Source organism: Nonomuraea sp. NPDC050547 (genome assembly GCF_044457345.1).
Classification (GTDB): domain Bacteria; phylum Actinomycetota; class Actinomycetes; order Streptosporangiales; family Streptosporangiaceae; genus Nonomuraea.
Genome location: NZ_JBITGW010000011.1, coordinates 290,136 through 313,758, shown reverse-complemented (window position 1 = coordinate 313,758; position 23,623 = coordinate 290,136). Strand labels below are relative to the sequence as shown.

Here is a 23,623-nt window from a genome sequence, read left to right as displayed (position 1 = left end):
TGCCACCGGGGGAAAGGATGGGTATGAGCGAGCAGCTGGGGCCGTACCGGTTGCTGTCCCGGCTCGGCGCGGGCGGGTTCGGCGAGGTGCATCTCGCGCTCGACGCCGAGGGCCGGACGGTGGCGGTCAAGATTCTGCATCCGCACGTGGCCGCCGACGATGCCGCTCTGACCAGGCTGGCGCGTGAGGTCGAGACGATGCGCCGGGTGCGCGGGGCGCGGGTGGCCGAGGTGCTGGACGCCTCCTTGGACGGCGAACGGCCCTACCTGGTGACCAGGTATGTGCAGGGCAAGCCGCTCTCCGCCGTCACGGTGCCGGTCGCCGATCTGCGGCTGCTGGCTTCCGGGCTGGCCGAGGCGCTGTCGGCGATGCACGAGGCGGGCGTGACCCATCGAGACCTCAAACCGGCCAACGTGATGATGGCCGACGGCGAGCCGGTGGTGATCGACTTCGGGATCGCGCTCGCGCTCGACTCCCTGTCGGTGACCGCCTCGGGCGCGGTGATCGGGACGCCCGGCTATCTCGCGCCGGAACTGCTGGAGGGGCGGGAGGCGGGGATGGAGGCCGATGTGTTCTCCTTCGGCGCCACCATGGCCTATGCCGCCACGGGGCGGGAGCCGTACGGGAAGGGGCCCGCCTCCGCGGTCGCCTACCGGGTGGTCCATCACGAGCCCGACCTCGACGGCGTGCCGGAGTGGCTGGCCCCGCTCCTGCGCGAGTGCCTGGCGCGTGAGCCCGCCGCGCGGCCGACGGCCGCGCGGGTCTGCGCGGTGCTGGGCGCCACACCGGCCCCGCGCGGCGGCCACAGCCGCGGACCTTCCCCCGGTACGGCACAGCCGCCGGTCCTGGTGGCCGATCCGCACGCCGAGCCCACCCGCGAATGGCGGCCCGGCGCCCGGCGGGACGTGGATCTGGAGCGCGCGCTGCACCGGGAGAAGGTGCGCAGGCGGTGGGTGATCGGGTCGGGGCTGTTCGTGTCGCTGCTGGCCGCGGCGGCACGCGAGCCGCTGCCCGAGGTGTCGCTGTTCCTGCTGTCGGCCTTCGCGCTGGCGATCGTGGCCGACGCGGGAGTGGCGCTGGCCTCGCGGCGGCCGTTCAGGAACCGCAGGATCGTGGCCGACCTGGCGACGTTCGCGGGGACGGGGGCGCTGTGGTTCGGGCTGAGCACGTTCTTCAGCCCGATCACTCTGGCGCTGTTCGCCGGGACCGCGCTGGTGGCCGGTGTGGTCTTCCTCATGTCGGCCTGATCACACCCCAACTCTGGAACAAAGTTCGGTAAGCTGGGGCCACCTGCGAGTTTGCCCTCAAGCTACTCATGGGTAACATAGCGAGCCAGGGACGAGGGGTGACCCGCCGACGCGGTCCACCCCTGGCACCTGGCACTCTGGACACCGCACGAGCTTTCTACCGAGCTATCCGGCGAAAACGGGAGGTCGGCCACCGGCCATGAACATCGTCGTCTGCGTGAAGCAGGTTCCCGACACGGCGACCGAGCGCAAGCTGCGGTCCGATGACAAGACGCTCGACCGTGACGCCGTCGACGGCGTGGTGAACGAGCTTGACGAGTATGCGGTCGAGGAGGCGCTGAAACTCAAGGAGGCCCATGGCGGTGAGGTCACCGTCCTCACCATGGGCCCCGGCAAGGCCACCGAGACCATCCGCAAGGCCCTGGCCATGGGCGCCGACAAGGCGGTCCACCTGACCGACGACGCCCTGCGAGGCTCGGACGCGCTCTCGACCTCCTACGCGATGGCCCAGGCGCTGAAGAAGATCGGGTTCGACCTGGTCATCCTCGGCTCCGAGTCCACCGACGCGCGTACCGGCGTGCTGCCCGCGATGCTGGCGGAGCGTCTGGGCGCGCCGCAGCTCACGCTGGCCAACAAGGTCGACGTCGAGGGCTCCTCGATCACGATCCAGCGCCTGACCGACTACGGCTACGACAAGGTCGAGGCCACGCTGCCGGCCGTCGTCTCCGTCGTCGAGAAGATCAACGAGCCGCGTTACCCGTCCTTCAAGGGCATCATGGCGGCCAAGAAGAAGCCGGTCGAGACGCTCGGCGTGGCCGACATCTCCGCCGACGCGGGTCAGGTCGGCCTCGGCGCCGCCTGGTCGGAGGTCGTGGACTTCGCCGCGGCACCGCCCCGCGCGGCCGGCACGATCGTCAAGGACGAGGGCGACGGTGGCGCGAAGGCCGCCGACTTCCTCGCGTCCAAGAAGTTCATCTGAGAACGGGGGTTTTGCTGATATGTCGGAAATTCTCGTTCTGGTCGAACACGTCGACGGCGAGGTCAAGAAGGTCACGCTTGAGCTGCTGACCCTGGCCAAGTCCCTCGGCTCCCCGTCGGCCGTCTGGGCGGGTCCCGGCCTGAGCGACGCCGCCACGGCCAAGCTCGCCGAGTACGGCGCCGACAAGGTCTACAACGCCTCCGCCCAGGAGATCGTGGACTATGTCGTGGCCCCGAAGGCCGAGCTGCTCGCGCAGCTGGTCTCCGCGGCCGCGCCCGCCGCCGTCCTGGTCGCCGCCACGGCCGAGGGCAAGGAGATCGCCGGCCGCCTGGCCGTCAAGACCGACTCCGGCGTCATCACCGACGCCGTCGGCCTCGGCGACGGCTTCGTGGCCGACCAGTCGATCTTCGGCGGTGGCGTCAACGTCAAGTCGAAGGTGGCCAAGGGCACCCCGATCGTCGCCGTACGCCCCAACTCCACGGCCCCCGTGGCCGCGGCCGGCGCCGGCGCCGTCGAGGAGGTCGCGGTCGCGCTGTCCGACGCCGCCCGCGCGGCCAAGGTGGTCGACCGGGTCAAGCAGGAGAAGGGCGCGCGCCCCGAGCTGACCGAGGCCGCCATCGTGGTCTCCGGCGGCCGAGGTGTGGGCTCGGCCGAGAACTTCTCGGTCATCGAGGGCCTGGCCGACGCGCTCGGCGCCGCCGTGGGCGCCTCGCGCGCCGCGACGGACGCCGGCTGGTACCCCCACCAGTTCCAGGTGGGCCAGACCGGCAAGACGGTCTCGCCGCAGCTGTACGTGGCGGCGGGCATCTCCGGCGCCATTCAGCACCGGGCCGGCATGCAGACCGCGAAGACCATCGTCGCGATCAACAAGGACCCCGAGGCGCCGATCTTCGAGCTCGCGGACTACGGCGTGGTGGGCGACCTCCACCAGGTCGTGCCGCAGCTGACCGAAGAGGTCAACAAGCGCAAGTAGGCACACGGGCGGCGCCGGACCCCTCGCGGGCTCCGGCGCCGTCCGCTTTCACCCGAGCGCCCGCCTGAGGCGTGCGGCCAGGAGTTCGCCCTCCTCGGGACTCCACTCCAGGACACCGTTCTCGGCCATCAGCGCGTGGTACTGCTGCCGCTCGTACGGACCGCCCGGCGGCAGCGCCGCCACGTGCCAGCGCAGGTGGGAGTTGCCCCGGGCAGGGTCGCGTAGCGGGCGAGGAAGGCCAGGTGGCGCTCGTCCTCGTAGAAGACCTTCTCCACGTCGTAGGCGGGGTCACCGGCCACGATCGCGCAGATGAAGCACGGGTTGCCCTGGACGCGTTCGTGGTAGGCGGCGACGTCGAAGGGGACCTTGCCGGTCACGACAGGCCCGCCCGGCGGGCGCGTTCGACGGCGGCGGGGAGGACGTCCACCAGGCGGTCGACGTCCTCCGGGGTGGAGGTGTGGCCCAGCGTGAAGCGGAGCGAACCGCGCGCGGCGGCCGCGTCGGCGCCCATGGCCAGCAGGACGTGGGAGGGCTGGGCGACCCCCGCCGAGCAGGCGGAGCCGGTCGAGCACTCCACGCCCTTGGCGTCCAGGAGCATGAGCAGGGCGTCGCCCTCGCAGCCGGGGAAGGAGAAGTGGGCGTTGCCGGGCAGCCGGTCGACGGGGTCGCCGTTGAGCACGACGTCGGGGACGGCCTGCCGTACCCGCTGGATGAGGGTGTCGCGCAGGGCGGTCAGGCGGGCGTGCTCGTGTTCCTGATCGCGTACGGCCACGCGCACCGCGGCGGCGAGCCCGGCGATGGCGGGGGCGTCGAGGGTGCCGGAGCGTACGTCGCGCTCCTGGCCGCCGCCGTGGAGGACGGAGACCGGGGTCAGCCCCCTGGCCAGCAGCAGGACGCCGACGCCCATCGGGCCGCCGATCTTGTGCCCGGTCAGCGTGAGCGCGTCGGCCGTGGACGCGGCGAAGGAGACCGGCAGCTGGCCGATGGCCTGCACGGCGTCGGTGTGGAAGGGGATGCCGTGCTCGTGGGCGACGCCGGCCAGTTCGCGCACGGGCTGGACGGTGCCGACCTCGTTGTTGGCCCACATGACGCTGACCACGGCCACGCCGGACGGGTCCTCGGCGATCGCCGCGCGCAGCTCCGCCGGGTCGACGCGGCCCGCCGGGTCGACGGGCAGGAGGGTGACGCGGGCGCCCTGGCTGCGTTCGAGCCACTGGGCCGGGTCGAGGGCGGCGTGGTGCTCGACGGAGCTGATGAGGATGCGGTCGGCGGGGCGGCGCGACCAGTACAGGCCCTTGATGGCGAGGTTGTCGGCTTCGGTGCCGCCGGAGGTGAAGACGACCTCGCTGGGGCGGGCGCCGAGGGCTTCGGCGATGGACTCGCGTGACTCCTCGACGATCCGGCGCGTCTGGCGGCCGGCGGCGTGCAGGGAGGAGGCGTTGCCCACGCGGCCGAGTTGCTCCGTCATGGCCTCGATCGCCTCGGGGAGCATGGGGGTGGTCGCCGCGTGATCAAGGTAGGCCGACGGTCTGGTCACCCGTCCAGGGTATCTCGCTTGCTACTGTACCGTCCGGACGGTACAGTGTCAGGTATGCGTAGAGACGAGTTGCTGGATGCCGCGGAGGGACTCCTCTGTGACCATGGCTCCGACGCGCTCACGCTGGCCGCCGTGGCCGACCGTGCGGGAGTGAGCAAGGGCGGGCTGCTCTATCACTTCAGCACCAAGGAAGCGCTGATCAAAGCGATGGCCGAACGCCTCATCGGCGACTTCGACGAGCTGATGGCGGCGCAGCCGTACGACACCTATACCAAACGCTACCTGGGCGCCACGATGGCGGCGATCCGCTCCGGCCGGCTCCGACGATGGGCCGTGGTGACCGGAGCCTCCGGGAACATGTTCCTGCTCACGCCGCTGCGTGAGGCCATGAGCCGCTGGCATTCCGAGGGCATCAGGGACGAGCCCGACCCGGTCGCCGCCCAGATCGTCCGCCTGGCCTGTGAGGGCCTGTGGGACGTAGCCAGCCACGACCCGAGCCTGCATTCGGAGGAGGAGCTCGCCGCGCTTGAGCGGCGACTGCTCGCGCTCCTCTGAGCGAAACCCTTCCTGACAAGGGGTACGGCCCGGCGGCCGTGCCCCTCTTCTTCGTGTGTGTGAAAGGAACCTGTGATGACCCGCGACCTGAGGACTGCCCGTTTCGGGGCAATCCTCACCTTTGTCCTTGCTGGCTTGATGGTGGGCACCATGACCGTGCGCATCCCCGCGCTGACCGACAAACTCGGTCTGTCCGCGGCGGAGGTGGGCGGCGTACTGCTCGCCTGGGGTCTCGGCGCGCTCGTCAGCATGCAGGCGATGCGCGGCATCATGAGCCGCGCGGGCAGCGGGGCGGTCCTGCGGGTCGGCGGTCCCCTGACCGCGCTCTCCCTGCTCGGACTCGCCTTCGCGCCCAACCTGCCGTTGCTGCTGGTGACCGCGGTGCTGTTCGGCATGGCGTTCGGCGCGGTCGACATCGCCATGAACGCCCAGGGCTCGGCGGTCGAGCAGGCGTACGGCCGGCCGCTCATGAACAGCATGCACGCGGGCTGGTGCGTCGGCGCCATCGGCGCGGGTGTGATCGGCTCCCTGTCGATCGCTTCGGGGCTGTCGCTGACCGCCAACCTGGCGCTCATCGCCCTCGTCTCGCTGCCCGTCATGGTGTGGGTGAGCCGTTCATACCTGGCCGACAAGCCCGTCGCGGGCTCCACGGCCGAGACCGGCAAGAAGCGCCTGCCCCCGGTCGTCTACCTGCTCGGCGCCATCATGTTCTTCGCCTTCATGGTCGAGGGCACCGTGGCCGACTGGAACGGCCTGTTCATGCGCGACTCGCTCGGCGCCCCCGAGGCGCTGGCCGCGCTCGGCTACCCGATCTTCGAGGCCGGCATGCTGCTGGCCAGGCTCACCGGTGACCGCCTGCGTTCCCGCTTCGGGGTGAAGGGCCTGATGACCGCCTCCGGGCTGGCCACGGCCGCCTTCTTCGCCATCGTGCTGACCGCGGCGACGCCGATCATGGCCTTGGCCGCGATGTTCTTCGTCGGCCTCGGCGTCGCCACGATCGCACCGGTGACGATGTCCATGGCGGGAACCGCCACGGACACCCCCGGGCGCGCGATCGCCCAGGCGGGCGCGATGGGGTACGCCGGACTGCTGCTCGGTCCCGTGGTGATCGGGTTCCTGTCCGACGTGACCTCACTGCGCACCGCGCTGGGTCTGGCCGTGGTGCTCGGCCTGCTGATCGCGCTGGCCGCCCGCTTCCTGCCGCGCCCGCGCCTGCTCGCCCCTGTGAGGATGCCGGAGCGGGGCGAGGAGCGCGAGCTGGCCAGGGCCGGCTAGGAGAAGGCCTCGACGCGGGTGCGCCGCTCGATCTCCAGGCGTTCCGCCTTGCCCATCTTCGGGGTCTCGGTGTACTCCCAGCCGCCCTTCACGGCCTTCACCTTGACCCCGGCGGCGTTGAGCAGGCGTACCCACTCACGGAAGTCGGCGTCGTAGTTCCGGTTGTACCTGGGGTCCATCGCCTTGGGCATCAGCACCCGCTTGTCCGCGCAGCGCTTCACCTTGGCCTCCTGGCCCTTGGCCGGGACGCCGATGCCGCCCGGCCCCACGACCGCCGGGGCCGAGGTGAACTTCACGCCCTGCGCCTTGAGGCAGCGGTTGTAGACCTCCCTCAGGCGCAGAAGCCGGGACTCGGTGTAGTCGAGCGGGAGCCGTACGCCCTTCTCCGCTTTGTCCGCGACAGGCGCGGGTGCGGGGCTCTTGGCGGGAGCGGGCGCCGGGCTGGGGGTCGCGGCGTGCGCCGCGACCATGCCGCCGCCCAGCGTGACGGCGGTGAGACCGGCGATGGCGAGTGCTTGGGTGAGCTTCATGGGCCTCACCCTGCCGCCCGCTTTTAAGGGACTTGTCAGGACGACATGGGAAACCTGTCTTGTCACATACCGTGAAGCGCATGGGGGCACATGTCTTGATCGCCGAGGATGACGAGGGCCAGGCCGAGCTGATCCGCCGCTACCTCGAACACGAGGGCCACCGGGTCACCGCCGTGCACGACGGCCGCGCCGCCATCGACGCCGCCCGCGCCGCCGAGCCCGACCTGGTCATCCTCGACCTCATGCTGCCCCGGGTGGACGGCCTTGACGTCTGCCGCGTGCTGCGCGCCGAGTCCGACGTGCCCCTGCTCATGCTGACCGCCCGCAGCACCGAGGACGACCTGCTGCTCGGCCTCGACCTGGGCGCCGACGACTACATGACCAAGCCGTTCAGCCCGCGTGAGCTGATGGCGCGCGCCCGCGCCCTCCTGCGCCGCCGCGTGCGCGCCGCCTCCCCGGTGCACGCCATCGGAGACCTGCTCATCGACCCCCTCCGCCACCAGGTACGGCAGGGCGGCCGGCCCGTCGAGTGCACCCCCGGCGAGTTCCAGCTCCTGGCGGCCATGGCGGCGGAACCGGAACGGGTCTTCACCCGCCGCCAGCTCCTGGAGCACATCCACGGATTCGACCGCTACATCACCGAGCGCACGGTCGACATGCACGTGATGAACCTCCGTAAGAAGCTCGAGCCCGACCCCCGCCGCCCCGTCACCCTGCTGACCGTCTACGGCGTCGGCTACAAGCTCGTCGATGCGGCGCCGTAGCGGGCTGCGGGTCAAGCTGCTCGCCGCCTCCGTCCTCGTGGCCGTCTGCTCCGTCGCCGCGACCGCCTGGGTCGTCAGCACCCTGACCTCGGGCGCCATCCAGCAGCAGCGCGGCCAGGCACTCGCCGAGGACACCCGCGTCTACGACACCCTCCTCGCCTACGCCGCCCGCCACCCCGCGTGGAACGGCGTGGACCGGGTCGTCGCCGACCTCGCCGCCAAGACCGGCCGCAAGATCACGCTGACCACCCACGACCGCCGCCCGATCGCCGCCTCCGCCCCCGGCACCCCGCCCGCGACCCCTTCCGCCGTGGTCGACCCGCTGGCGGTGGACACCGCGCTGCTGCCCTCGGCCGGCCCCGACCGCATCGACCCCAGAGCCACCGGCCCGTTCACCCTGCGCACCGCCGAGGTACGCGCGCTGCGCCGGCTCGCCCAGCTGCGCGTGGAGTGCCTGCGCCGCACCGGGTTCGACGCCAAGGCGGTGACCAGCCCGTCCGGCCGTCCTGACGTCCAGGTGGAAGGCACAGAACCCACCCCGGTCCGGGACGCGTGCACCAAGTACGAGCTCACCCGCTCCACCCGCACCGAGGCCAAGGCCCTGCGCCAGCTCAACTCCCTGGTCAACGCCTGCCTGAACCGCGAAGGCCGCGACCCCGTCAAGCTCTCCCGCGACCTCACCTGGACCTGGACCCGCCCCGCGGTCGTCGGCGGCCCCGTCGCCGAAGGCGTCAACGGCTGCCTCGACACCAGCCGCCGCGAGCAACTGCGCTCCCACGTGGCCCCCGCGGCCTGGCTGTTCATCGAGTCGGCGCCCACCGCCCCCGCCCTGAACCTCTCGCCGGGGAACACCGCCCGCATCGCCGCCGTGGCCGCCGCCATCCTGGTGCTGAGCGCCGCCATCAGCTTCTACCTGGCCACCCGCGTCATCCACCCGCTACGCGCCCTGACCGCCGCCGTCCACCGCATGCGCGAGGACGGCGCCGCCAAGGTCAGCGTGTCGGCGGGCGGCGAACTCGGCGACCTCGCCGCGGCCTTCAACGAGATGGCCGAGCACCGGCTCCGCCTGGAGGCGCTGCGCAAGGACATGGTCAGCGACGTCGCCCACGAACTGCGCACCCCGCTCAGCAACATCCGCGGCTGGCTGGAGGCGGTGGAAGACGGCGTCGCCCCCCTGGACACGCGGCGCCTGCTCAAGGAGTCGCTCCTGCTGCAACACATCATCGACGACCTGCAGGACCTGTCGATCGCCGACGCGGGCAGGCTCCGCCTCCACCCCGAGCCCGCCGACCTGCGCGACCTGCTCGACCAGGTGGCCGCCGCCCACCCCGCGCCCGGCCTCACCCTGACCGTCACCGCCGCCCCCGGCCTCACCCTCGAAGCCGACCCGGTACGGCTGCGCCAAGCCGTGGGCAACCTGGTCACCAACGCCATCCGCCACACCCCGCCCGGCGGCCACATCGCGCTGACCGGCCGCCCGCTCGGCGATCAGATGGCGATCGAGGTGGCCGACACCGGCACCGGCATCGCCCCCGAAGATCTGCCCCACGTCTTCGACCGCTTCTGGCGGGCCGACCGCTCCCGCAGCAGAAAGGGCGGCGGCAGCGGACTCGGCCTGGCCATCGTCCGCAGCATCGTCACCGCCCACGGCGGCACGGTGACGGCCGCCGGCGCCCCGGGAGAGGGCACCGTCTTCACCGTCACCCTGCCGCTCAGGACAGGAACGGCGCCACCGACACCCAGGCGGGATCGGAGTCGACGTCCACCACCGGATCACCCTCCTGCCAGCTGACGATGAGCTCCTTGGCGTGGATGGCCGCCTCGCCCGTCGGGTCCGCGTACAGGTGGATCACCCGGTGACCCTCGGCGCTCAGGTGCGCCGCCAGGATCGCGTCGGCGTGGAGCTTGGTCAGGCGGGCGGCCAGCCGTTCCTCGAAGTCGCGCAGCGCGATGAGCGAGTCGCCGACCGGCAGGCCGTTCTCGTCGCGGTGGGAGTAGGGGAGCGTGATCTGGATGTGCTGGTCGAACATCGGATGGTCGACGGGCCGCAGCGGATACCGCGTCGTGGCGACCAGCGGCGCGCCACCCGCCGTCTGCCCCTCCAGCAGCGCCCACTGCTCCTCGTCATACCCCGAGGCCACGTCGTCGACGACGGCCCGCAGATGAGCCGCCGAGACGGCGTCGATCGGCTCGAACGTCGCCGCGGTGATCTCACCGATCCAGCGGGCCACATCGTCCTCGCCGAGCAGCCAGTCGAGCGCCAGCAGCGCCGCCTCCATGCGCGTCTCGTCGTCAAGATCGCTGAACACCGGGTGGTAGGCGGCCACGTCGATCCGCGCCGATCCGCGCGGCACGCGCAGCCCCAGCATCAGCTCCTCCAGCGCGAACTCCTTGCCGCCCACATCCAGCGTCAGCTCCAGCGCCAGCGGATTGGCCTGCCGCGACGGATGGAACTCCCACAGCAGATCCGCCGGCGGCGCCGCCTTGGCCCACCGGTGCGCCAGCGACCGCAGCTCGGCGTCCCCAGCAGCGGTCACGACCAGCGCGTGGGCCGCACCCCGGCCCGGCGCGATCTCGTACACGAGCCCCGGATGCACCGCCGCGACGGCCGGCTCCAGCGCCTCGGCCAGCCGCTCCGGCTCCTCGGCCGCCACCATGCCGTCCAGCTGTGGCCGCGTCCGCTCCCACCACACCCAGAAGTCGGCAATGAGATCACCGGGCATGACCGGCTCCTGGTCCTCGTCGTCCTTGCGCCCGAACAGTCGCATAACCCGTCATTCTCTCAGAGCCCCCGCACCCCTTCCTCCGTCTCTTCTCTCTTCGTGGCAGCGTCCGCCCCTCTCACGGCGCGTTCCGCGGTGCCCTTCTCACGGCGCGCTTCCCGTTACGGCCGCCTTTCCGTTAGGGCCGCCTTTCCGTTACGGCAAGCCGCCCCACCGCCACCCGCCGTCGTGCGCGGGCGCCGATCGTGGGGATCGCTTCTCACGTCGGACGTGGTCCCCACCGCTACGGCCCTCCTTGACCAGCCACGCACAGGGCCTGGCCATCTGCCAAGGCGCCGACACCCACCACCAAGCACCCCGCCGTCCTCTGTCCCGGCGCCCAAAGCCACCGCCGGCACCAGCCTCGCCAGCCACTGACCGGCAGTGGCCGGCTGGTGGCTCGTCTGTCTGCCGGATCTTGGCCGGTGGTGGGAAAAGGGTGGCGTGGTTGAGCGGGTACGCTGGTTGGGTCATGGGACTTCGTGTGCTTGCCGCCATGTCGGGCGGCGTCGACTCTGCCGTGGCCGCTGCCCGGATCGCCGAGGCCGGTCATGATGTCACCGGTGTGCATCTGGCTCTGTCGGCCAACCCTCAATCGCACCGTACCGGCGCGCGTGGGTGTTGCACGGTCGAGGACTCCCGCGACGCCCGCCGGGCCGCGGACGTGATCGGGATTCCGTTCTACATCTGGGACATGGCCGAGCGTTTCCAGCGGGACGTGGTCGAGGACTTCGTGGCCGAGTACGCCGCGGGACGCACGCCGAACCCGTGCCTGCGGTGCAACGAGAAGATCAAGTTCGAGGCGGTGCTGGATCGGGCGCTGGCGCTGGGGTTCGACGCGGTGGCCACCGGGCATCACGCGAAGCTGGCCGACGGGGTGCTGTCCAGGAGCCCGGACATGGCCAAGGACCAGTCGTACGTGCTCGGCGTGCTCACCCGCGAGCAGCTCAGCCACGCGATCTTCCCGCTCGGCGACTCCACCAAGGCGCAGGTACGCGAGGAGGCCGCCCGCCGCGGCCTGACCGTGGCCGACAAGCCCGACAGCCACGACATCTGCTTCATCGCCGACGGCGACACCCGCGGCTTCCTGGCCAAGCGCCTCGGCTCCGAGCCTGGCCGCATCCTCGACCAGGACGGCGAGGTGGTGGGCGCCCACCAAGGGGCGCACGGGTTCACGGTCGGTCAGCGCAAGGGCCTGCACATCGACCGCCCCGCCCCCGATGGCCGCCCCCGCTACGTGTTGTCGATCGAGCCGGTCTCCAACACCGTGACGGTGGGCCCGCGCGCGGCGCTCGAGGTCACGAGGATCCACTGCGTCCGGCCTCTCTGGAACGGCCCCGCCGCCACCGGCCCGGTCACGGTCCAGCTACGCGCCCACGGCGAGGTCTACGACTGCCACTACGAGCAGACCGGCGACGACCTCCACATCACGCTGGCCCGCCCGGCCACGGGCGTGGCCGCCGGCCAGGCCGCCGTCCTGTACACGGGCGACACGGTCATAGGCTCCGCCACCATCACCTCCTCCTCCTAACCCCACCCCCGCCTCACCCCAAACACACGCCTCCGCCCTGCGCATTCGGGCGCGCACCTCACCCTGCCCCGCTCACGTACGCGTCGGTCTGCGCTCCCAGCCGCGTGGCCATCGTGTGGGTGAGGAGGGGTGGGCCCCCGGAAGCGTGCCTTCGAGCCGGTGATTGACCACGGGAGCTGGTCAAGGGGGCCGTTGCGGTGGGGACCACGTCCGACGTGAGAAGCGATCCCCCCGACCTGCGTCAGCCCACGACGGCGGGTGGCGGTGGGGCGGCTTGCCGTAACGGATAGGCGCCCTTAAGAAGGCAACGCGACGGATAGGCGCCCTTGAGAAGGCAACGCGACGGGCAGGCGCCCGTAAGAAGGCAACGCGACGGGCAGGGACGGGTCAGGAGAGGGTCGTTGGGGAGCGGAGGGGGAGGCGGCGGATGTCGGCGCCCTGGCGGTCGGCTTCCATTTTGAGCCAGTTGTCGACCAAGGTCAGGCCCACCTCGCTGTACAGCGCGTCGTGCGTCGAGTACGCGCGCGCCGGGCGGATCGTGCGCAGGTACTCCACCATCTCCGACAGCTTCAACCATGGCGCCCCGGTAGGCACCAGCAGTGTTCCCACCCGCGCCTCGGGCACCGTCAGCGCGTCCCCGGGGTAGAAGAGCTCTTCGTCCACCAGGAAACCGACGTTGTTGGCGATCGGCATGTCGGGGTGGTTGGCGGCGTGCCATTCGCCGTGGGCGCTCACGGTGAATCCGGCGGTGGTGAAGGTGTCGCCGTGCTTCACCGTCTGGATCTTCATGGGCGCGTCGGTCAGGGCGGCGGCCACTTCCGCGCAGGTCCAGACCTCGATGTCGGGGGAGGCGGCCTTCAGGCGCTCGGTGTCGAGATGGTCGAAGTGGGCGTGGGTGATGAGGACGGCGTCGGCGTCGTCCAGGACCGGGTCCTCGGTGAAGACGCCCGGGTCGATGATCAGGACCTTTCCGTCCTTCTCCAGCCGCACGCACGCGTGTCCGTACTTGGTGAGCTCCATGGTCCCCACGATAACTAGGCTGGGGGCCATGACTGCGTGGGAGGCTACCGGGGTTGGTTCGCATCCGGGTGAAGATCATCTGGAGGCGCTGCGTGTGGTGTTCGGTGAGGTGCCCGGGTTGCCTTATCTGCCGGAGCTTCCGGGCAGGGGCGTGGGCGCGGACATGGTCGGGCGGACGGCCTCGATGCTCGTCGATCTGGCGGTCGAGGTGCAGCCGTCGGGCTGGCGGCTGACGGACCGGCCCGGACGTGATCACCACCGCGCGGCCGACCACCTGCGCCGTGACCTCGACGGGCTGGAAGAGCTGGGGCAGGGGTTCGAGGGGCCGTTCAAGGTACAGGTGTGCGGGCCGTGGACGCTGGCCGCCACGATCGAGCTGCGCCACGGCGACAAGATGTTGTCCGATGCCGGGGCGGTGCGGGATCTGACCGCTTCTCTCGCCCAGGGAGTTCAGGAGCATCTGGCCGAGGTCAGGAAGCGGCTGCCCGGGGTGAGCGAGGTGGTGCTCCAGCTCGACGAGCCCGGACTGCCCGGCGTGCTGAGGGGCACGGTGCCGACGGCCTCGGGGTTCGGGCGGCTGGCCGCGATCGAGGAGTGGCGGGTGGAGGAGTCGCTGAAGGGGTTCGAGGCGCCGCTGGTGCACTGTTGCGCGCCCGGTGTGCCCTTCGGCCTGCTGCGGCGGGCCGGGGTGCGCGGGGTCTCCATGGACGCCTCGCTGCTGCGGCGGCGCGACGACGACGCGATCGGCGAGGCCGTCGAGGCCGGGCTGGTGTTCCTGCTGGGCGTGGTGCCGGGCACGGACGCGCCGCTGCCGGACGTCGGTGCGGTGGCCGGTCCGGCGGTGGAGATGTGGCGGCGGCTCGGGTTCGCGCCGGGTGATCTGGCCGACCGGGTCACGCTCACGCCCGCGTGCGGGCTGGCCGGGGCTTCTCCCCGGTACGCGCGGGCGGCGCTGCGTGCCTGCCACAAGGCGGCGGAGGTGCTGCGGGATGATCCTGCAAGCGGGATGCAAGGCGCCTGACTAGCCTCGGAATCATGATTTTTCGCACCATGGCCGTCGGCGCGACCCTCCTCTTCGCGTCGGCGACGCTGGCGGCGCCAGCCATGGCCTCGGCCAACCCCGAGACCTGGAGCTGGGGCTCCATCTATTCCGCTGACCGCGCGGGCAAGGCCAAGGGCAAGGTCGTCCTCGACCGGCCCGGCTTCACCGTCTCCGGCAAGCTCTACGACTTCCCCGGCAAGAAGGGATGTTCCTGGCTGAAGTTCCGCTGGACCAAGGAGAGCGGCGGCCAGGGCAAGAAGACCTACAGGAACTGCTCGGGCACCAAGCCGCTGGCGTTCTCCCTGAGCACCGGCTACATGCTCTCCATCGAGGGCAAGGTCTGCCGCGGCACCGCCACCAAGATCACCGGAAAGTGCTCCGGCTGGGACGGCGTCTGGGCCCAAGGCGGCTGAGGCCCGGGGCCCAGTCTGGGGCCCAATGTCCAGTCTGGGGCCCAAGGCTGAGACCCCAGGTGGCTGAGTAGGGCCCTACCCATGGCGCGATCGCGAGATTGTGCTGAACTCGATGCGTGAGAGCCGGTGACTTCGCGGGCGCCAGCGCGCTGCTGATCGGCACGGGCACGCATCGTCCAGAATCCGACCTGCCGGACCTCCCCGCGGTCGCTCGTACCCTCCACGACCTGCGTGCGGTGTTGCTGGAGACGTGCGGGCTGGCCGACGTCCGGGTCGGGCTCGATCTGGCGAGTCCGCTGGAGCTGGGCGCCGCCGTCTCCCAGGCGGCGGCCGCCGCGGGCGGCCCGCTGATCGTGTATTACGTGGGCCACGGCCTTGTCAGCCGTCGTGGCTCGCTTCATCTGGCCGCCGGTGTCACCCGTTCCGGGCCGCTCCACCTGGAACACACGGCTCTGCCGTATGACACCGTGCGGCGCTACCTCCTCGACAACGTGGACGCGCCGGTCGCGGTGGTCCTCGACTGCTGCTTCTCCGGCCGGGCCATCGAGGGCATGTCCGCGCTCGACGAGGTGGCCGGGCTCACCGAGATCACCGGCGCGTACGTGCTGACCTCGGCCGGGCGCAGCGAGCCCTCCTTCGCCCCGGAGGGCGCCAGGTACACGGCCTTCTCCGGGGCCTTGCTGCGCCTGCTGCGGGAGGGGGATCCGGGCGGCCCGCCGTACCTGACGCTGCAGCACGTCCACCGGCATCTGAGCCGCACGCTGCCCGCGGCCGGGTTTCCGCGCCCGCGCGCCCGCTCCACCGGCCGCGTGGGCGAGCTCGCGCTCGCCCGCAACCCCGCCCACGGGCTTTCTCCCGACGGTGTACGGCTGTCGCCGTCCAGCCTGCCGGAGGGCGCGCCCTACAAGGGCCTGGCCGCGTTCGGCGAGACGGACGCGGCGCTGTTCTTCGGCCGGGACCGCCTGGTCGCCGAGTTGGTCAGGCGGCTGGCCGAACGCGAGGCCGACCCGGCGCCGCTGATCGTCACCGGGCCGTCGGGGTCGGGCAAGTCCTCGCTGCTGCGCGCGGGCCTGGTCCCGGCGCTGCGCCAGGGCGCGATGGGCGGCCCGCGCTCCGCCGCGGTGATCAGGCCGGGCGACCCCCTGCCGGGCGACGTGGACGTGCTGATCGTCGACCAGTTCGAGGAGGACCTGGACGCCGCCGCGCGCGTCTGCGCCCGTCCCGGCCTGACCGTGCTGGCGGTCCGCGCCGACTTCCTCGGCCGCTGCGCCGAGCACCCGGCCCTGCGCACCGCGCTGGAACGCGGCCAGGTCGTGGTCGGCGCGATGACCGAGGACGAGTTACGCGCCGCCGTCGAACGCCCCGCCGCGGCGGCCGGGCTGACGTTGGAGCCGGGTCTGGCCGAGCTGCTGCTGCGCGACCTCGGCCAGGAGCCGGGACGGCTGCCGCTGCTCTCCCACGCGCTGCTGACCACCTGGCAGCAGCGGCGCAGAACCGTCCTGACCGTGGCCGGATACCGCCAGACCGGCGGCATCCACGGCGCGCTCGCCGCCACCGCCGACGACGTGCTGGCCTCGCTGCCCGACCCCGGCCGCGCGAAGGCGCTGTTCCTGCGGCTGGTGCACGTCGGCGACGGCACCGACGACACCCGCCGCCGCCTCACCCGCGACCAGCTCGCCCTGGAACTGCCCGCCGCTGAGCTGCCCGCCGAGGAGGCGATCGCCGCGTTCGCCGCCGACGACGCCCGCCTGCTCACGCTGGACGGCGAGCACGTCACGATCACCCACGAGGCGCTGCTGACCGCCTGGCCGGCGCTGCGCGACTGGATCGAGAACGACCGGGCCGCGCTCCTGGTCGAGCAGCGCCTGGTCGAGGCGGCCCGCGCGTGGGAGGGCGACGCGGCGGGACTGTATCGGGGCTCGCGGCTGGAGCTGGCCCGCGAATGGGCGGCGGGGCGGCGGCCCGGACCGCTGGTGGCCCGGTTCCTGGCCGCCTCGCAGGCGCTGGCCAGGCGGCGGGCCCGGCTGCGGGTGGCGCTGGTGTCCGTGCTGAGCGGGCTGCTCGTGGTGTCGCTGATCGCTTCCGCGGCGGCCGTACTCAAATATCAGGACGCCGAGCGCGAGCGCCGCACGGCGGCCGCGCGCGCGAAGGTCTTCCAGGCCGACGTCGTACGGCAGGCCGACCCACCCGCCGCCCTCCGCCTCGGCATCGAGGCGGTCAGAACCGACGCCGGAACCGTGACGGAGTCCGCCCTCGCCGCCGACGCGCTCAGCATGGCCTACCGCGCCCGCCTGACCGGGTTCACCGCCTCGGTCAACGCGGTCGCCGTCAGCCCGGACGGCGCCAGGGCCCTGACCGGCGACTTCCAGGGCGCACTCCATCTCTGGGACCTGGACAAACGCACCAGGCTCGCCACCCTGCCCGCCACCGGCAAGGGCTCGGTCTACGCGGCCCGCTTCGGCCCGGACGGCCGGGCGGTGGTGTCCTGGCGTGAGACGGCGCCGGAGATCTGGGACCTGACCGGCCCGTCGCCCCGGCTGGAGGCGGTTCTGGGCGATCCCGGCCACCACGCGGAGTTCTACGCGGGCGGCGACCGGGTGGCCGTGGCCACGGACCGGGGCGTGCAGTTGTGGGACGTGCGCGGCACGCCGGAGATGCTCTCCCACTTCGGCCCTCCGGTCACCGACCTGGCCGTGGCCGGTGAGGTGCTGGTGGCGTCCGACGGGTCCGGCGCGGGGCGCGTCTGGCGCCTGGGCACCGGAACCTCGGAGCCGCTGCCCGTGCCGGAGACGGAGAGCAACCCGAGCCTCGGCGTCGCGTTGCGCGCGGACGGTGACCTGGCCGTGGTGGGCGAGCGGGTCTGGGACGTACGCGGCCGGCCCGAGCTGGTCGGCTACCTGACCGGGCACGAGGGCTTCGTCGGCGACGTGGCCTTCGCGCCGGACGGCACCATGCTGGCCACCGCCGGCGACGACTACTCGGTCATCGTCTGGGACCTGGCCGACCCGCGCTTCCCGCAGATCAGGACCCGGCTGGCCGGGCACACCGCCGAGGTGACCGCGGTCGGGTTCGGACCCGGCGGGCGGCTGCTCACGGGCGGCGGCGACACCAGCGCCATCCTCTGGCGCTACGCCGACCCGCCCGGCAGGAAGGTCCTGCCCGGCACGGCGGACCAGATCGCGGTGGGCGGGCCGATGAAGCTGACCCACGACCGTGAAGGCGCCACCCTCTGGGGCCCGGGGGGCGAGGTGGCGAGGTTTCCGGAGGCGACGGCGGTGGCGCTGAGCGCGGACGGGACCACGGCTCTGGCCGGCGGCGAGTCCGGCGCGACGCTGCGCCGTCCGGCCGGATCGCTGACGCTGGCCGCGGGGATGCGGCTGCGCTCGGTCGCGCTCAGCCCCGACGGCCGCCTGGCCCTGATGAGCGGGCCCGGCGGGGTGGTCCTGTGGTCGGCGGCGACCGGGCTGGAGAGCCGCCTGCCCGGGACGGGCGCCGCCGCCGTGGTCGCGCTGGGCGACGGGTTCGGGGTCGTGGGCGGGACGGACGGGCGGCTGGCGCTGTGGGATCTGCGTGATCCCGTACGGCCCCGCCGTACCGCCACCGGTGCGGGGCACTCCGGTGACGTGCGGGCGCTGGCCGTACGCGGGGACGTGGTGGTGAGCGGCGGCGAGGACAGGAAGGCGGTGCTGTGGGAGGTGAGCGGGGGCACGCGACTGGACGCGGCGGGCTCGATGGGCGGGCACGGCGGCCCGGTCCACGAGGTGGCGATCAGCCCCGACGGCCGCATCGCCGCGACGGCCGCCCTGGACGAGACGGTCGCCGTCTGGCTCATCCGGGACCGTTCCGGACCCCGCCGCGTGCACACGCTGTCGAGGGCCGGGGAAGGGGTCGCCTTTGGGCCTGGCACGTACGCGATGGTCGCAAGTAGCGTCCAAAGCGGGGTTGTCGAATGGGATTTCCGCTATTTGGCCGATGTGATCGACCAGCCGTTGATCGCGGCCTGCGCACTGACCACGTGTTAGGAGAGGCGGGAAATGGTGGAGAGCAGCAGCAGAACGGTGCCCCTTCCGTCGCCTTCTCACCGGGCCGACGCGACACTCAAGATCAGCCCCAGGAGAAAAGGGTTCAAGAGGTACCGCGTCCGCTACTCCCTGGAGGACGGCGGACCCGGGTGGGACACGCGGCTGACCATCTACTACAGGACCGAGGGCGGCGGCCGGGGCAGTCGTGAGATCTACAATCCCGGGCCCGGTACGGACACCGGCACGATCGTCATCAACACCAGCCGGAAGATCACCGAGATGGGCGCGAAAGTCGAGCGGATCAATTCGCACGAGACAGGGGTGCGCGGCAGGGACCCCAATGTCTTTTCCTGACCGCCGCTCCCTTGGATAGCGTTCTCTCTGAACGTTGAACGAGGGGAGTACGGGGATGACCGCCGAAGCGCCGGGCGATGCCCGTAAGAGGCACGCGGAAGTGAGCGAACTGGTCGAAGAAGCTCGCTGGCGGTATTACGTGCTCGACGATCCGACGGTGAGCGACGCCCAGTTCGACGAGTGGTTTCGTGAACTGCTCTCGCTGGAGGAGATCGACCCCACGCTGCGCACGCCCGACTCGCCCACGCAGAAGGTGGGCGCGCCGCCGTCGGGCGATTTCGCCAAGGTGCAGCACATCGCGCGGATGGAGAGCCTGGACAACGCCTTCAACGAGGCCGACATGGCCGCTTGGAGCGCGCGGGCGGAACGGCTGGCCGAGGGGGACGCGGGGCCGTACCTGTGCGAGCTGAAGATCGACGGGCTGGCGATCGCGCTGGTCTACCGGGACGGGAAGCTGGAGCGCGGAGCGACCCGCGGCGACGGGCGCACGGGTGACGACGTGACCCCGAACGTGCGCACGATCCAGGGGGTGCCGCACCGGCTCCGGGGCGACGACATTCCGTCGCTGGTGGAGGTACGCGGCGAGGTGTACATCCCGGTGGCCGACTTCGCCCAGCTCAACGAGCAGCTGGGCGCGGAGGGCAAGCCGCTGTTCGCCAACCCGCGCAACGCGGCGGCGGGCACGCTGCGGCAGAAGGACCCGCGCGTCACCGCCCAGCGCCCGCTGCGCATGATCGTGCACGGGATCGGGGTCTGGGAGGGCGCCGAGGAGCCGAAGGCGCAGTCGGACGTCTACGACCGGCTGCGGGCCTTCGGGCTGCCGGTCTCCGACCTGTACCAGGTGGTGGCCGGTCTCACCGAGGTCAACGCCTTCATCGAGCACTACCGGGTGCACCGGCACGACCCGGCGTACGAGATCGACGGCGTCGTGGTGAAGGTCGACGCCTTCCGCACCCAGCGTGAGCTGGGCTCGACCTCGCGGGCGCCGCGCTGGGCGATCGCCTACAAGTATCCGCCCGAGGAGGTCAACACCAAGCTGCTCGACATCCACGTGGGCGTCGGCAGGACCGGGCGGGTCACGCCGTTCGCGGTCATGGAGCCGATCGTGGTGGCCGGATCGACGGTGGAACGGGCCACGCTGCACAACGCGGCGGTGGTGAAGGCCAAGGGCGTGCTCATCGGCGACACCGTGGTGCTGCGCAAGGCCGGAGACGTCATCCCCGAGATCGTCGGGCCGGTGCTCGCCCTGCGCGACGGCGGCGAGCGCGAGTTCACGATGCCGGCGCACTGCCCGGCCTGCGGCACCGCGCTGGCCTACGAGAAGGAGGGCGACGCCGACCTGCGCTGCCCGAACGCCCAGCACTGCCCGGCGCAGCTGCGCGAGCGAGTCTTCTTCGCCGCTCGCCGCAACGCCCTCGACATCGGCGGCCTGGGGTACGTGGCCGCGACGGCGCTCACCCAGCCGGTGGCCGGGCAGGAGCCGGTGCTGCGTACCGAGGCCGACCTGTTCGACCTGACGCTCGACAAGCTGATCCCGATCCGCTCGATCGTCCGCGACCAGGACACCGGCGTGCCCAAGATCGACGAGAAGACCGGCGAGCCCAAGGTCGTCTCACTGTTCTCCAACGCCAACGGTGAGCCGTCGATGGCCGCGCTCAGCCTGCGCGAGCAGCTGGAGGCGGCCAAGGACAAGGAGCTGTGGCGGGTGCTGGTGGCGTTGTCGATCCGGCACGTGGGGCCGCCGACGGCGCGCGCGCTGGCCTCGGCGATGCGCTCGATCGACGCCATCATGAACGCCTCGGTGGACGAGCTGGCCGCGATCAAGGACATCGGGCCCAACATGGCCGCCACGATCAAGGAGTGGTTCGAGGTCGGCTGGCACCGCGAGATCGTCGAGCGGTGGCGGGCGGCGGGCGTGCGCATGGAGGACGACGAGCCCGCGCGGGCGACCGCCCCGCAGACGCTGGAGGGGCTGACGCTCGTGGTCACCGGAACGCTGGAGGGCCACACCCGCGACTCGGCCGCGCGGGAGATCGAGTCGCGCGGCGGCAAGGTGGCCGGTTCGGTCTCCAAGAAGACCGCGTTCGTGGTGGTGGGGGAGAACGCCGGGTCGAAGTACGACAAGGCGGTGTCGCTCGGCGTGCCCGTCCTGGACGAGCGGGGCTTCGGCGTGCTGCTGGAGCAGGGGCCGGAGGCGGCCGCGGCGGTCGCGGTCGAGCCTGAGCCGTAAAAGATCCTGGAGCCCTTGGTCGCGGCGGGCATCGCGCGAGGTCGGGGGCCGTATGGGGTTCTAGAAGTAGGTTCTGGCCAGGTCAGAATGTGAAGGAATGTCGGAAAGGCGAAGTGACGGAACGTACGCGCTTGGTTTCGCGAAGTGGGGTTAAGGTCGTACCCTCCCATAGTGACCTAATGGGGGTTCTGTTACTCATGACTGACCCAACCGACACCCGCGACACCGGCCCGCGCATGGGCACTCCGCTGTGGGCCTTCCTCGCGGCCATCTCCGCGATCGGCGGCACCGCGCTGGTCGCGGCCCTCCTCAGGCTCGACCCCGTCGGCCTGGCGGAGCTCGCCAGGACCCCGCTGTTCTGGGTGCTCGCGGTGCTGGTCGTGCTGGGCGAGCTCAGGCCCGTCATGGTCTCGTCCGCGGCCTCCGTGGGCGGCACCTACCCCTCGACGATGTTCACCTTCGCGGTGCTGCTGCACTTCGGGCTGCCCACGGCCGTGCTCATGCAGGTCGTCGGCGTCGTCATGAACGGGGTCGTCACCCGCAAGGCCTGGCACCGGGTCGTGTTCAACGTGGGCCAGTCCACACTCGCCCTCACCGCCGCCGCCGTCGTGCTCGGCGTCTTCGGGATCGTGCCCACCCCCGCGGTGCCCTGGGTGCCGAGCGGGGCCGACCTCGTGCCGATCGCGCTGTCCGGCATCGCCTACTTCATCACCCGCGCCACGCTCGTCTGCGGCGCCGTCGCCCTGCACGAGCGCCGCTCGGTGATCCGCGTCCTGCGCGGCACCGCCGGACCGCAGGCCCTCGTCTACACCGCGCTGCTGGGCCTGGCCCCCCTGGTCGTGGTCGTCATGAGCCACTCGCCCGGCCTCGTGCCGCTCTTCGTCGCCCCGCTGGCGGCCGTGTACTTCACCGCCACGCTCTCGATGCGCCGCGACCACCAGGCGCTGCACGACGAGCTCACCGGCCTGCCCAACCGCAAGATGCTCATCGTCAGCACCGAGGAGGCGCTGGCCGAGGCGCGTGAAGGCGAGCGCGTGGGCCTGTTCCTCCTCGACCTCGACCGGTTCAAAGAGGTCAACGACACCATGGGCCACCCGGTGGGCGACCGCCTGCTGCAGATGGTGGCCCACCGCCTCCTCCATTCGGTACGGCCCGGCGACGTCGTGGCCAGGCTCGGCGGCGACGAGTTCGCCGTGCTGCTGCCGTCCATCCGCGACGCCCACGCCGCCCGCGAGGTGGCGGCCAGGCTGCGCGCCGCCCTCACCGAGCCGGTGCGGCTCGAAGGCATGACGTTCGACCTCGACGGATCGGTCGGCATCGCGCTCTTCCCCGACCACGCGCCCGACTTCGAGCTCCTCATGCAGCGCGCCGACGTCGCCATGTACATGGCCAAGGAGGCGCGTACCGGCGTCGAGCTCTACCAGCCGGACAAGGACCGCAACTCGCCCGAGCGCCTCCACCTGCTCGGCGACCTGCGCCGCGCGGTCGACAACCGTGAGCTGCGCCTGCACTACCAGCCCAAGGTCGGCCTCACCACCGGCGCCGTCCACGGGGTGGAGGCGCTGGTGCGCTGGCGGCACCCGGTGCACGGGACGATCCCTCCGGCCGAGTTCATCCCGCTGGCCGAGCAGTCGTACCTGATGCGGCAGCTCACCGAGTACGTCATCGAGGAGGCGCTGGAACAGGCCGCCCGGTGGTGGCACATGGGGCTCAAAGTGCAGATCTCGGTCAACGTCTCGGCCCGTGACCTGCTCGACTCGGCGCTGCCCGAGCAACTGGAGGTCGGGCTGGCCCGCTACAGCCTGCCGCCGGACGCCATCCAGCTGGAGGTCACCGAGCGCATCCTCATGGGCGACCAGGCGTACACGCACGACACGATCAAGGCGCTGGCCACGCTCGGCGTCCCCCTTTCCCTGGACGACTTCGGCACCGGCTACTCCTCGCTCATCCGCCTCCAGCGCCTCGCGGTCGCCGAGGTCAAGATCGACTCGTCGTTCGTGCGGCGGATCACCGAGTCCGAGGACGACGAGCGGATCGTCCGCTCCATCGTCGACCTCGTCCGCTCGCTCGGGCTGCGCTCGGTGGCCGAGGGCGTCGAGTCGGACGAGGCCGCGCACCGGCTGGCCGAGATGGGGTGCGACGTGGGCCAGGGCTGGCTGTTCTGCGAGCCGATGGTCGCCGCCGACGCCACCCTCTGGCTGCGCGACCACCTCGACGCGGAACCCGCGCTCGGTTACGGCTACCGCCCCGCCGAGGTCACCAGAACCGCCTGAGCCGTCCCAGCCCTTCAGGACCGGCGGCGTGCAGGTCCAGGACCCAGGCGTGCCGCTCCTCGTCGGCCGCCGGGGAGTTACGCAGCGGAAACGGATGAACCGCGGGCCCCGTTATC

19 protein-coding genes are annotated in these 23,623 nt (G+C 71.9%); 14 read left to right on the top strand and 5 right to left on the bottom strand.

Features of this window, described 5'->3' with window-relative positions:
• Positions 1-23 precede the first annotated feature (23 nt).
• The 3 genes from ACIBHY_RS28030 (at position 24) to ACIBHY_RS28020 (ending at position 3,199) form a co-directional block, all read left to right on the top strand.
• Positions 24-1,247: a serine/threonine-protein kinase gene (locus ACIBHY_RS28030; protein ID WP_397308138.1), complete on the top strand. Its 1,224-nt coding sequence runs from the start codon at positions 24-26 to the stop codon at positions 1,245-1,247.
• Positions 1,248-1,446: 199 nt separating this feature from the next.
• The gene (locus tag ACIBHY_RS28025) at positions 1,447-2,226 is read left to right on the top strand and encodes an electron transfer flavoprotein subunit beta/FixA family protein (RefSeq protein WP_184972740.1); all 780 of its coding nucleotides are present in this window, start codon (positions 1,447-1,449) and stop codon (positions 2,224-2,226) included.
• A 19-nt stretch (positions 2,227-2,245) separates the two neighbouring features.
• Complete coding sequence (locus tag ACIBHY_RS28020; RefSeq protein ID WP_397245110.1) at positions 2,246-3,199, top strand: electron transfer flavoprotein subunit alpha/FixB family protein; 954 nt, start codon at positions 2,246-2,248, stop codon at positions 3,197-3,199.
• A 128-nt stretch (positions 3,200-3,327) separates the two neighbouring features.
• Here ACIBHY_RS28020 and ACIBHY_RS28015 read toward each other — a convergent pair whose 3' ends face one another.
• Together ACIBHY_RS28015 and ACIBHY_RS28010 are read right to left on the bottom strand one after the other, a co-directional pair.
• Positions 3,328-3,576, bottom strand: coding sequence for a hypothetical protein (locus tag ACIBHY_RS28015; RefSeq protein WP_397308137.1), 249 nt, complete (start codon positions 3,574-3,576; stop codon positions 3,328-3,330).
• Positions 3,573-4,736 carry a cysteine desulfurase family protein gene (locus tag ACIBHY_RS28010; RefSeq protein WP_397308136.1) on the bottom strand — a complete coding sequence of 388 codons (1,164 nt, stop codon included), beginning with the start codon at positions 4,734-4,736 and terminating at the stop codon, positions 3,573-3,575. Before ACIBHY_RS28010 ends, ACIBHY_RS28015 begins: the two co-directional genes overlap by 4 nt.
• Positions 4,737-4,790: 54 nt before the next feature.
• On the opposite strand from ACIBHY_RS28010, the gene ACIBHY_RS28005 reads away from it, so the two are divergent.
• Both ACIBHY_RS28005 and ACIBHY_RS28000 read left to right on the top strand, forming a co-directional pair.
• The gene (locus tag ACIBHY_RS28005) at positions 4,791-5,291 is read left to right on the top strand and encodes a TetR/AcrR family transcriptional regulator (protein ID WP_397103071.1); all 501 of its coding nucleotides are present in this window, start codon (positions 4,791-4,793) and stop codon (positions 5,289-5,291) included.
• A gap of 150 nt (positions 5,292-5,441) precedes the next feature.
• The gene (locus tag ACIBHY_RS28000; RefSeq protein WP_397308135.1) at positions 5,442-6,566 is read left to right on the top strand and encodes an MFS transporter; all 1,125 of its coding nucleotides are present in this window, start codon (positions 5,442-5,444) and stop codon (positions 6,564-6,566) included.
• Here ACIBHY_RS28000 and ACIBHY_RS27995 read toward each other — a convergent pair.
• Positions 6,563-7,096: a hypothetical protein gene (locus tag ACIBHY_RS27995; protein WP_397245101.1), complete on the bottom strand. Its 534-nt coding sequence runs from the start codon at positions 7,094-7,096 to the stop codon at positions 6,563-6,565. The genes ACIBHY_RS28000 and ACIBHY_RS27995 overlap by 4 nt on opposite strands.
• An 80-nt stretch (positions 7,097-7,176) precedes the next feature.
• Here ACIBHY_RS27995 and ACIBHY_RS27990 point away from each other — a divergent pair, with 80 nt between their 5' ends.
• On the top strand, positions 7,177-7,860 hold the full coding sequence (locus ACIBHY_RS27990) for a response regulator (RefSeq protein ID WP_397245099.1): 684 nt from the start codon (positions 7,177-7,179) through the stop codon (positions 7,858-7,860).
• Complete coding sequence (locus tag ACIBHY_RS27985) at positions 7,847-9,652, top strand: sensor histidine kinase (protein WP_397308134.1); 1,806 nt, start codon at positions 7,847-7,849, stop codon at positions 9,650-9,652. The genes ACIBHY_RS27990 and ACIBHY_RS27985 overlap by 14 nt, the downstream gene beginning before the upstream one ends.
• Here the strand turns inward: ACIBHY_RS27985 and ACIBHY_RS27980 are convergent.
• The gene (locus tag ACIBHY_RS27980) at positions 9,573-10,628 is read right to left on the bottom strand and encodes a DUF695 domain-containing protein (RefSeq protein ID WP_397245095.1); all 1,056 of its coding nucleotides are present in this window, start codon (positions 10,626-10,628) and stop codon (positions 9,573-9,575) included. The two genes, ACIBHY_RS27985 and ACIBHY_RS27980, sit on opposite strands and share 80 nt — an antisense overlap.
• A gap of 466 nt (positions 10,629-11,094) precedes the next feature.
• On the opposite strand from ACIBHY_RS27980, the gene mnmA reads away from it, so the two are divergent.
• Positions 11,095-12,153, top strand: coding sequence for a tRNA 2-thiouridine(34) synthase MnmA (mnmA, locus tag ACIBHY_RS27975; protein WP_397308133.1), 1,059 nt, complete (start codon positions 11,095-11,097; stop codon positions 12,151-12,153).
• A 387-nt stretch (positions 12,154-12,540) separates the two neighbouring features.
• On the opposite strand, the gene ACIBHY_RS27970 is transcribed toward mnmA, so the two are convergent.
• Complete coding sequence (locus ACIBHY_RS27970) at positions 12,541-13,173, bottom strand: MBL fold metallo-hydrolase (protein WP_397308132.1); 633 nt, start codon at positions 13,171-13,173, stop codon at positions 12,541-12,543.
• A 28-nt stretch (positions 13,174-13,201) separates the two neighbouring features.
• On the opposite strand from ACIBHY_RS27970, the gene ACIBHY_RS27965 reads away from it, so the two are divergent.
• The 6 genes from ACIBHY_RS27965 to ACIBHY_RS27940 all read left to right on the top strand — a co-directional run bounded on the left by ACIBHY_RS27965 (position 13,202) and on the right by ACIBHY_RS27940 (position 23,507).
• A complete protein-coding gene (locus ACIBHY_RS27965; RefSeq protein ID WP_397308131.1) occupies positions 13,202-14,194 on the top strand; it encodes a methionine synthase in 993 nt (330 codons plus the stop codon).
• 14 nt (positions 14,195-14,208) lie between these two features.
• Positions 14,209-14,628: a hypothetical protein gene (locus tag ACIBHY_RS27960; RefSeq protein WP_397308130.1), complete on the top strand. Its 420-nt coding sequence runs from the start codon at positions 14,209-14,211 to the stop codon at positions 14,626-14,628.
• A gap of 116 nt (positions 14,629-14,744) precedes the next feature.
• On the top strand, positions 14,745-18,650 hold the full coding sequence (locus tag ACIBHY_RS27955) for a hypothetical protein (RefSeq protein ID WP_397308129.1): 3,906 nt from the start codon (positions 14,745-14,747) through the stop codon (positions 18,648-18,650).
• A gap of 12 nt (positions 18,651-18,662) precedes the next feature.
• Positions 18,663-19,004, top strand: a complete 342-nt coding sequence (locus tag ACIBHY_RS27950) for a hypothetical protein (RefSeq protein WP_397245083.1) — start codon at positions 18,663-18,665, stop codon at positions 19,002-19,004.
• A gap of 55 nt (positions 19,005-19,059) precedes the next feature.
• Complete coding sequence (ligA, locus tag ACIBHY_RS27945) at positions 19,060-21,234, top strand: NAD-dependent DNA ligase LigA (RefSeq protein ID WP_397245081.1); 2,175 nt, start codon at positions 19,060-19,062, stop codon at positions 21,232-21,234.
• 197 nt (positions 21,235-21,431) lie between these two features.
• Entirely contained in the window at positions 21,432-23,507 is a 2,076-nt protein-coding gene (locus tag ACIBHY_RS27940) for a putative bifunctional diguanylate cyclase/phosphodiesterase (protein WP_397245079.1), read from the top strand.
• Positions 23,508-23,623 lie beyond the last annotated feature (116 nt).

What these genes read in the sequence shown, in the direction of transcription:
- mnmA (WP_397308133.1), top strand. Translation starts at nt 11,095, where the DNA reads ATGGGACTTCGTGTGCTTGCCGCCATGTCGGGCGGCGTCGACTCTGCC.
- ACIBHY_RS28000 (WP_397308135.1), top strand. Translation starts at nt 5,442, where the DNA reads ATGACCGTGCGCATCCCCGCGCTGACCGACAAACTCGGTCTGTCCGCG.
- ACIBHY_RS28025 (WP_184972740.1), top strand. Translation starts at nt 1,447, where the DNA reads ATGAACATCGTCGTCTGCGTGAAGCAGGTTCCCGACACGGCGACCGAG.
- ACIBHY_RS28030 (WP_397308138.1), top strand. Translation starts at nt 24, where the DNA reads ATGAGCGAGCAGCTGGGGCCGTACCGGTTGCTGTCCCGGCTCGGCGCG.
- ligA (WP_397245081.1), top strand. Translation starts at nt 19,060, where the DNA reads ATGACCGCCGAAGCGCCGGGCGATGCCCGTAAGAGGCACGCGGAAGTG.
- ACIBHY_RS28005 (WP_397103071.1), top strand. Translation starts at nt 4,791, where the DNA reads ATGCGTAGAGACGAGTTGCTGGATGCCGCGGAGGGACTCCTCTGTGAC.
- ACIBHY_RS27970 (WP_397308132.1), bottom strand. Translation starts at nt 13,173, where the DNA reads ATGGAGCTCACCAAGTACGGACACGCGTGCGTGCGGCTGGAGAAGGAC.
- ACIBHY_RS27940 (WP_397245079.1), top strand. Translation starts at nt 21,432, where the DNA reads ATGACTGACCCAACCGACACCCGCGACACCGGCCCGCGCATGGGCACT.
- ACIBHY_RS27995 (WP_397245101.1), bottom strand. Translation starts at nt 7,096, where the DNA reads ATGAAGCTCACCCAAGCACTCGCCATCGCCGGTCTCACCGCCGTCACG.
- ACIBHY_RS27980 (WP_397245095.1), bottom strand. Translation starts at nt 10,628, where the DNA reads ATGCGACTGTTCGGGCGCAAGGACGACGAGGACCAGGAGCCGGTCATG.
- ACIBHY_RS27990 (WP_397245099.1), top strand. Translation starts at nt 7,177, where the DNA reads ATGGGGGCACATGTCTTGATCGCCGAGGATGACGAGGGCCAGGCCGAG.
- ACIBHY_RS27965 (WP_397308131.1), top strand. Translation starts at nt 13,202, where the DNA reads ATGACTGCGTGGGAGGCTACCGGGGTTGGTTCGCATCCGGGTGAAGAT.
- ACIBHY_RS28020 (WP_397245110.1), top strand. Translation starts at nt 2,246, where the DNA reads ATGTCGGAAATTCTCGTTCTGGTCGAACACGTCGACGGCGAGGTCAAG.
- ACIBHY_RS27950 (WP_397245083.1), top strand. Translation starts at nt 18,663, where the DNA reads ATGGTGGAGAGCAGCAGCAGAACGGTGCCCCTTCCGTCGCCTTCTCAC.
- ACIBHY_RS27960 (WP_397308130.1), top strand. Translation starts at nt 14,209, where the DNA reads ATGATTTTTCGCACCATGGCCGTCGGCGCGACCCTCCTCTTCGCGTCG.
- ACIBHY_RS27985 (WP_397308134.1), top strand. Translation starts at nt 7,847, where the DNA reads ATGCGGCGCCGTAGCGGGCTGCGGGTCAAGCTGCTCGCCGCCTCCGTC.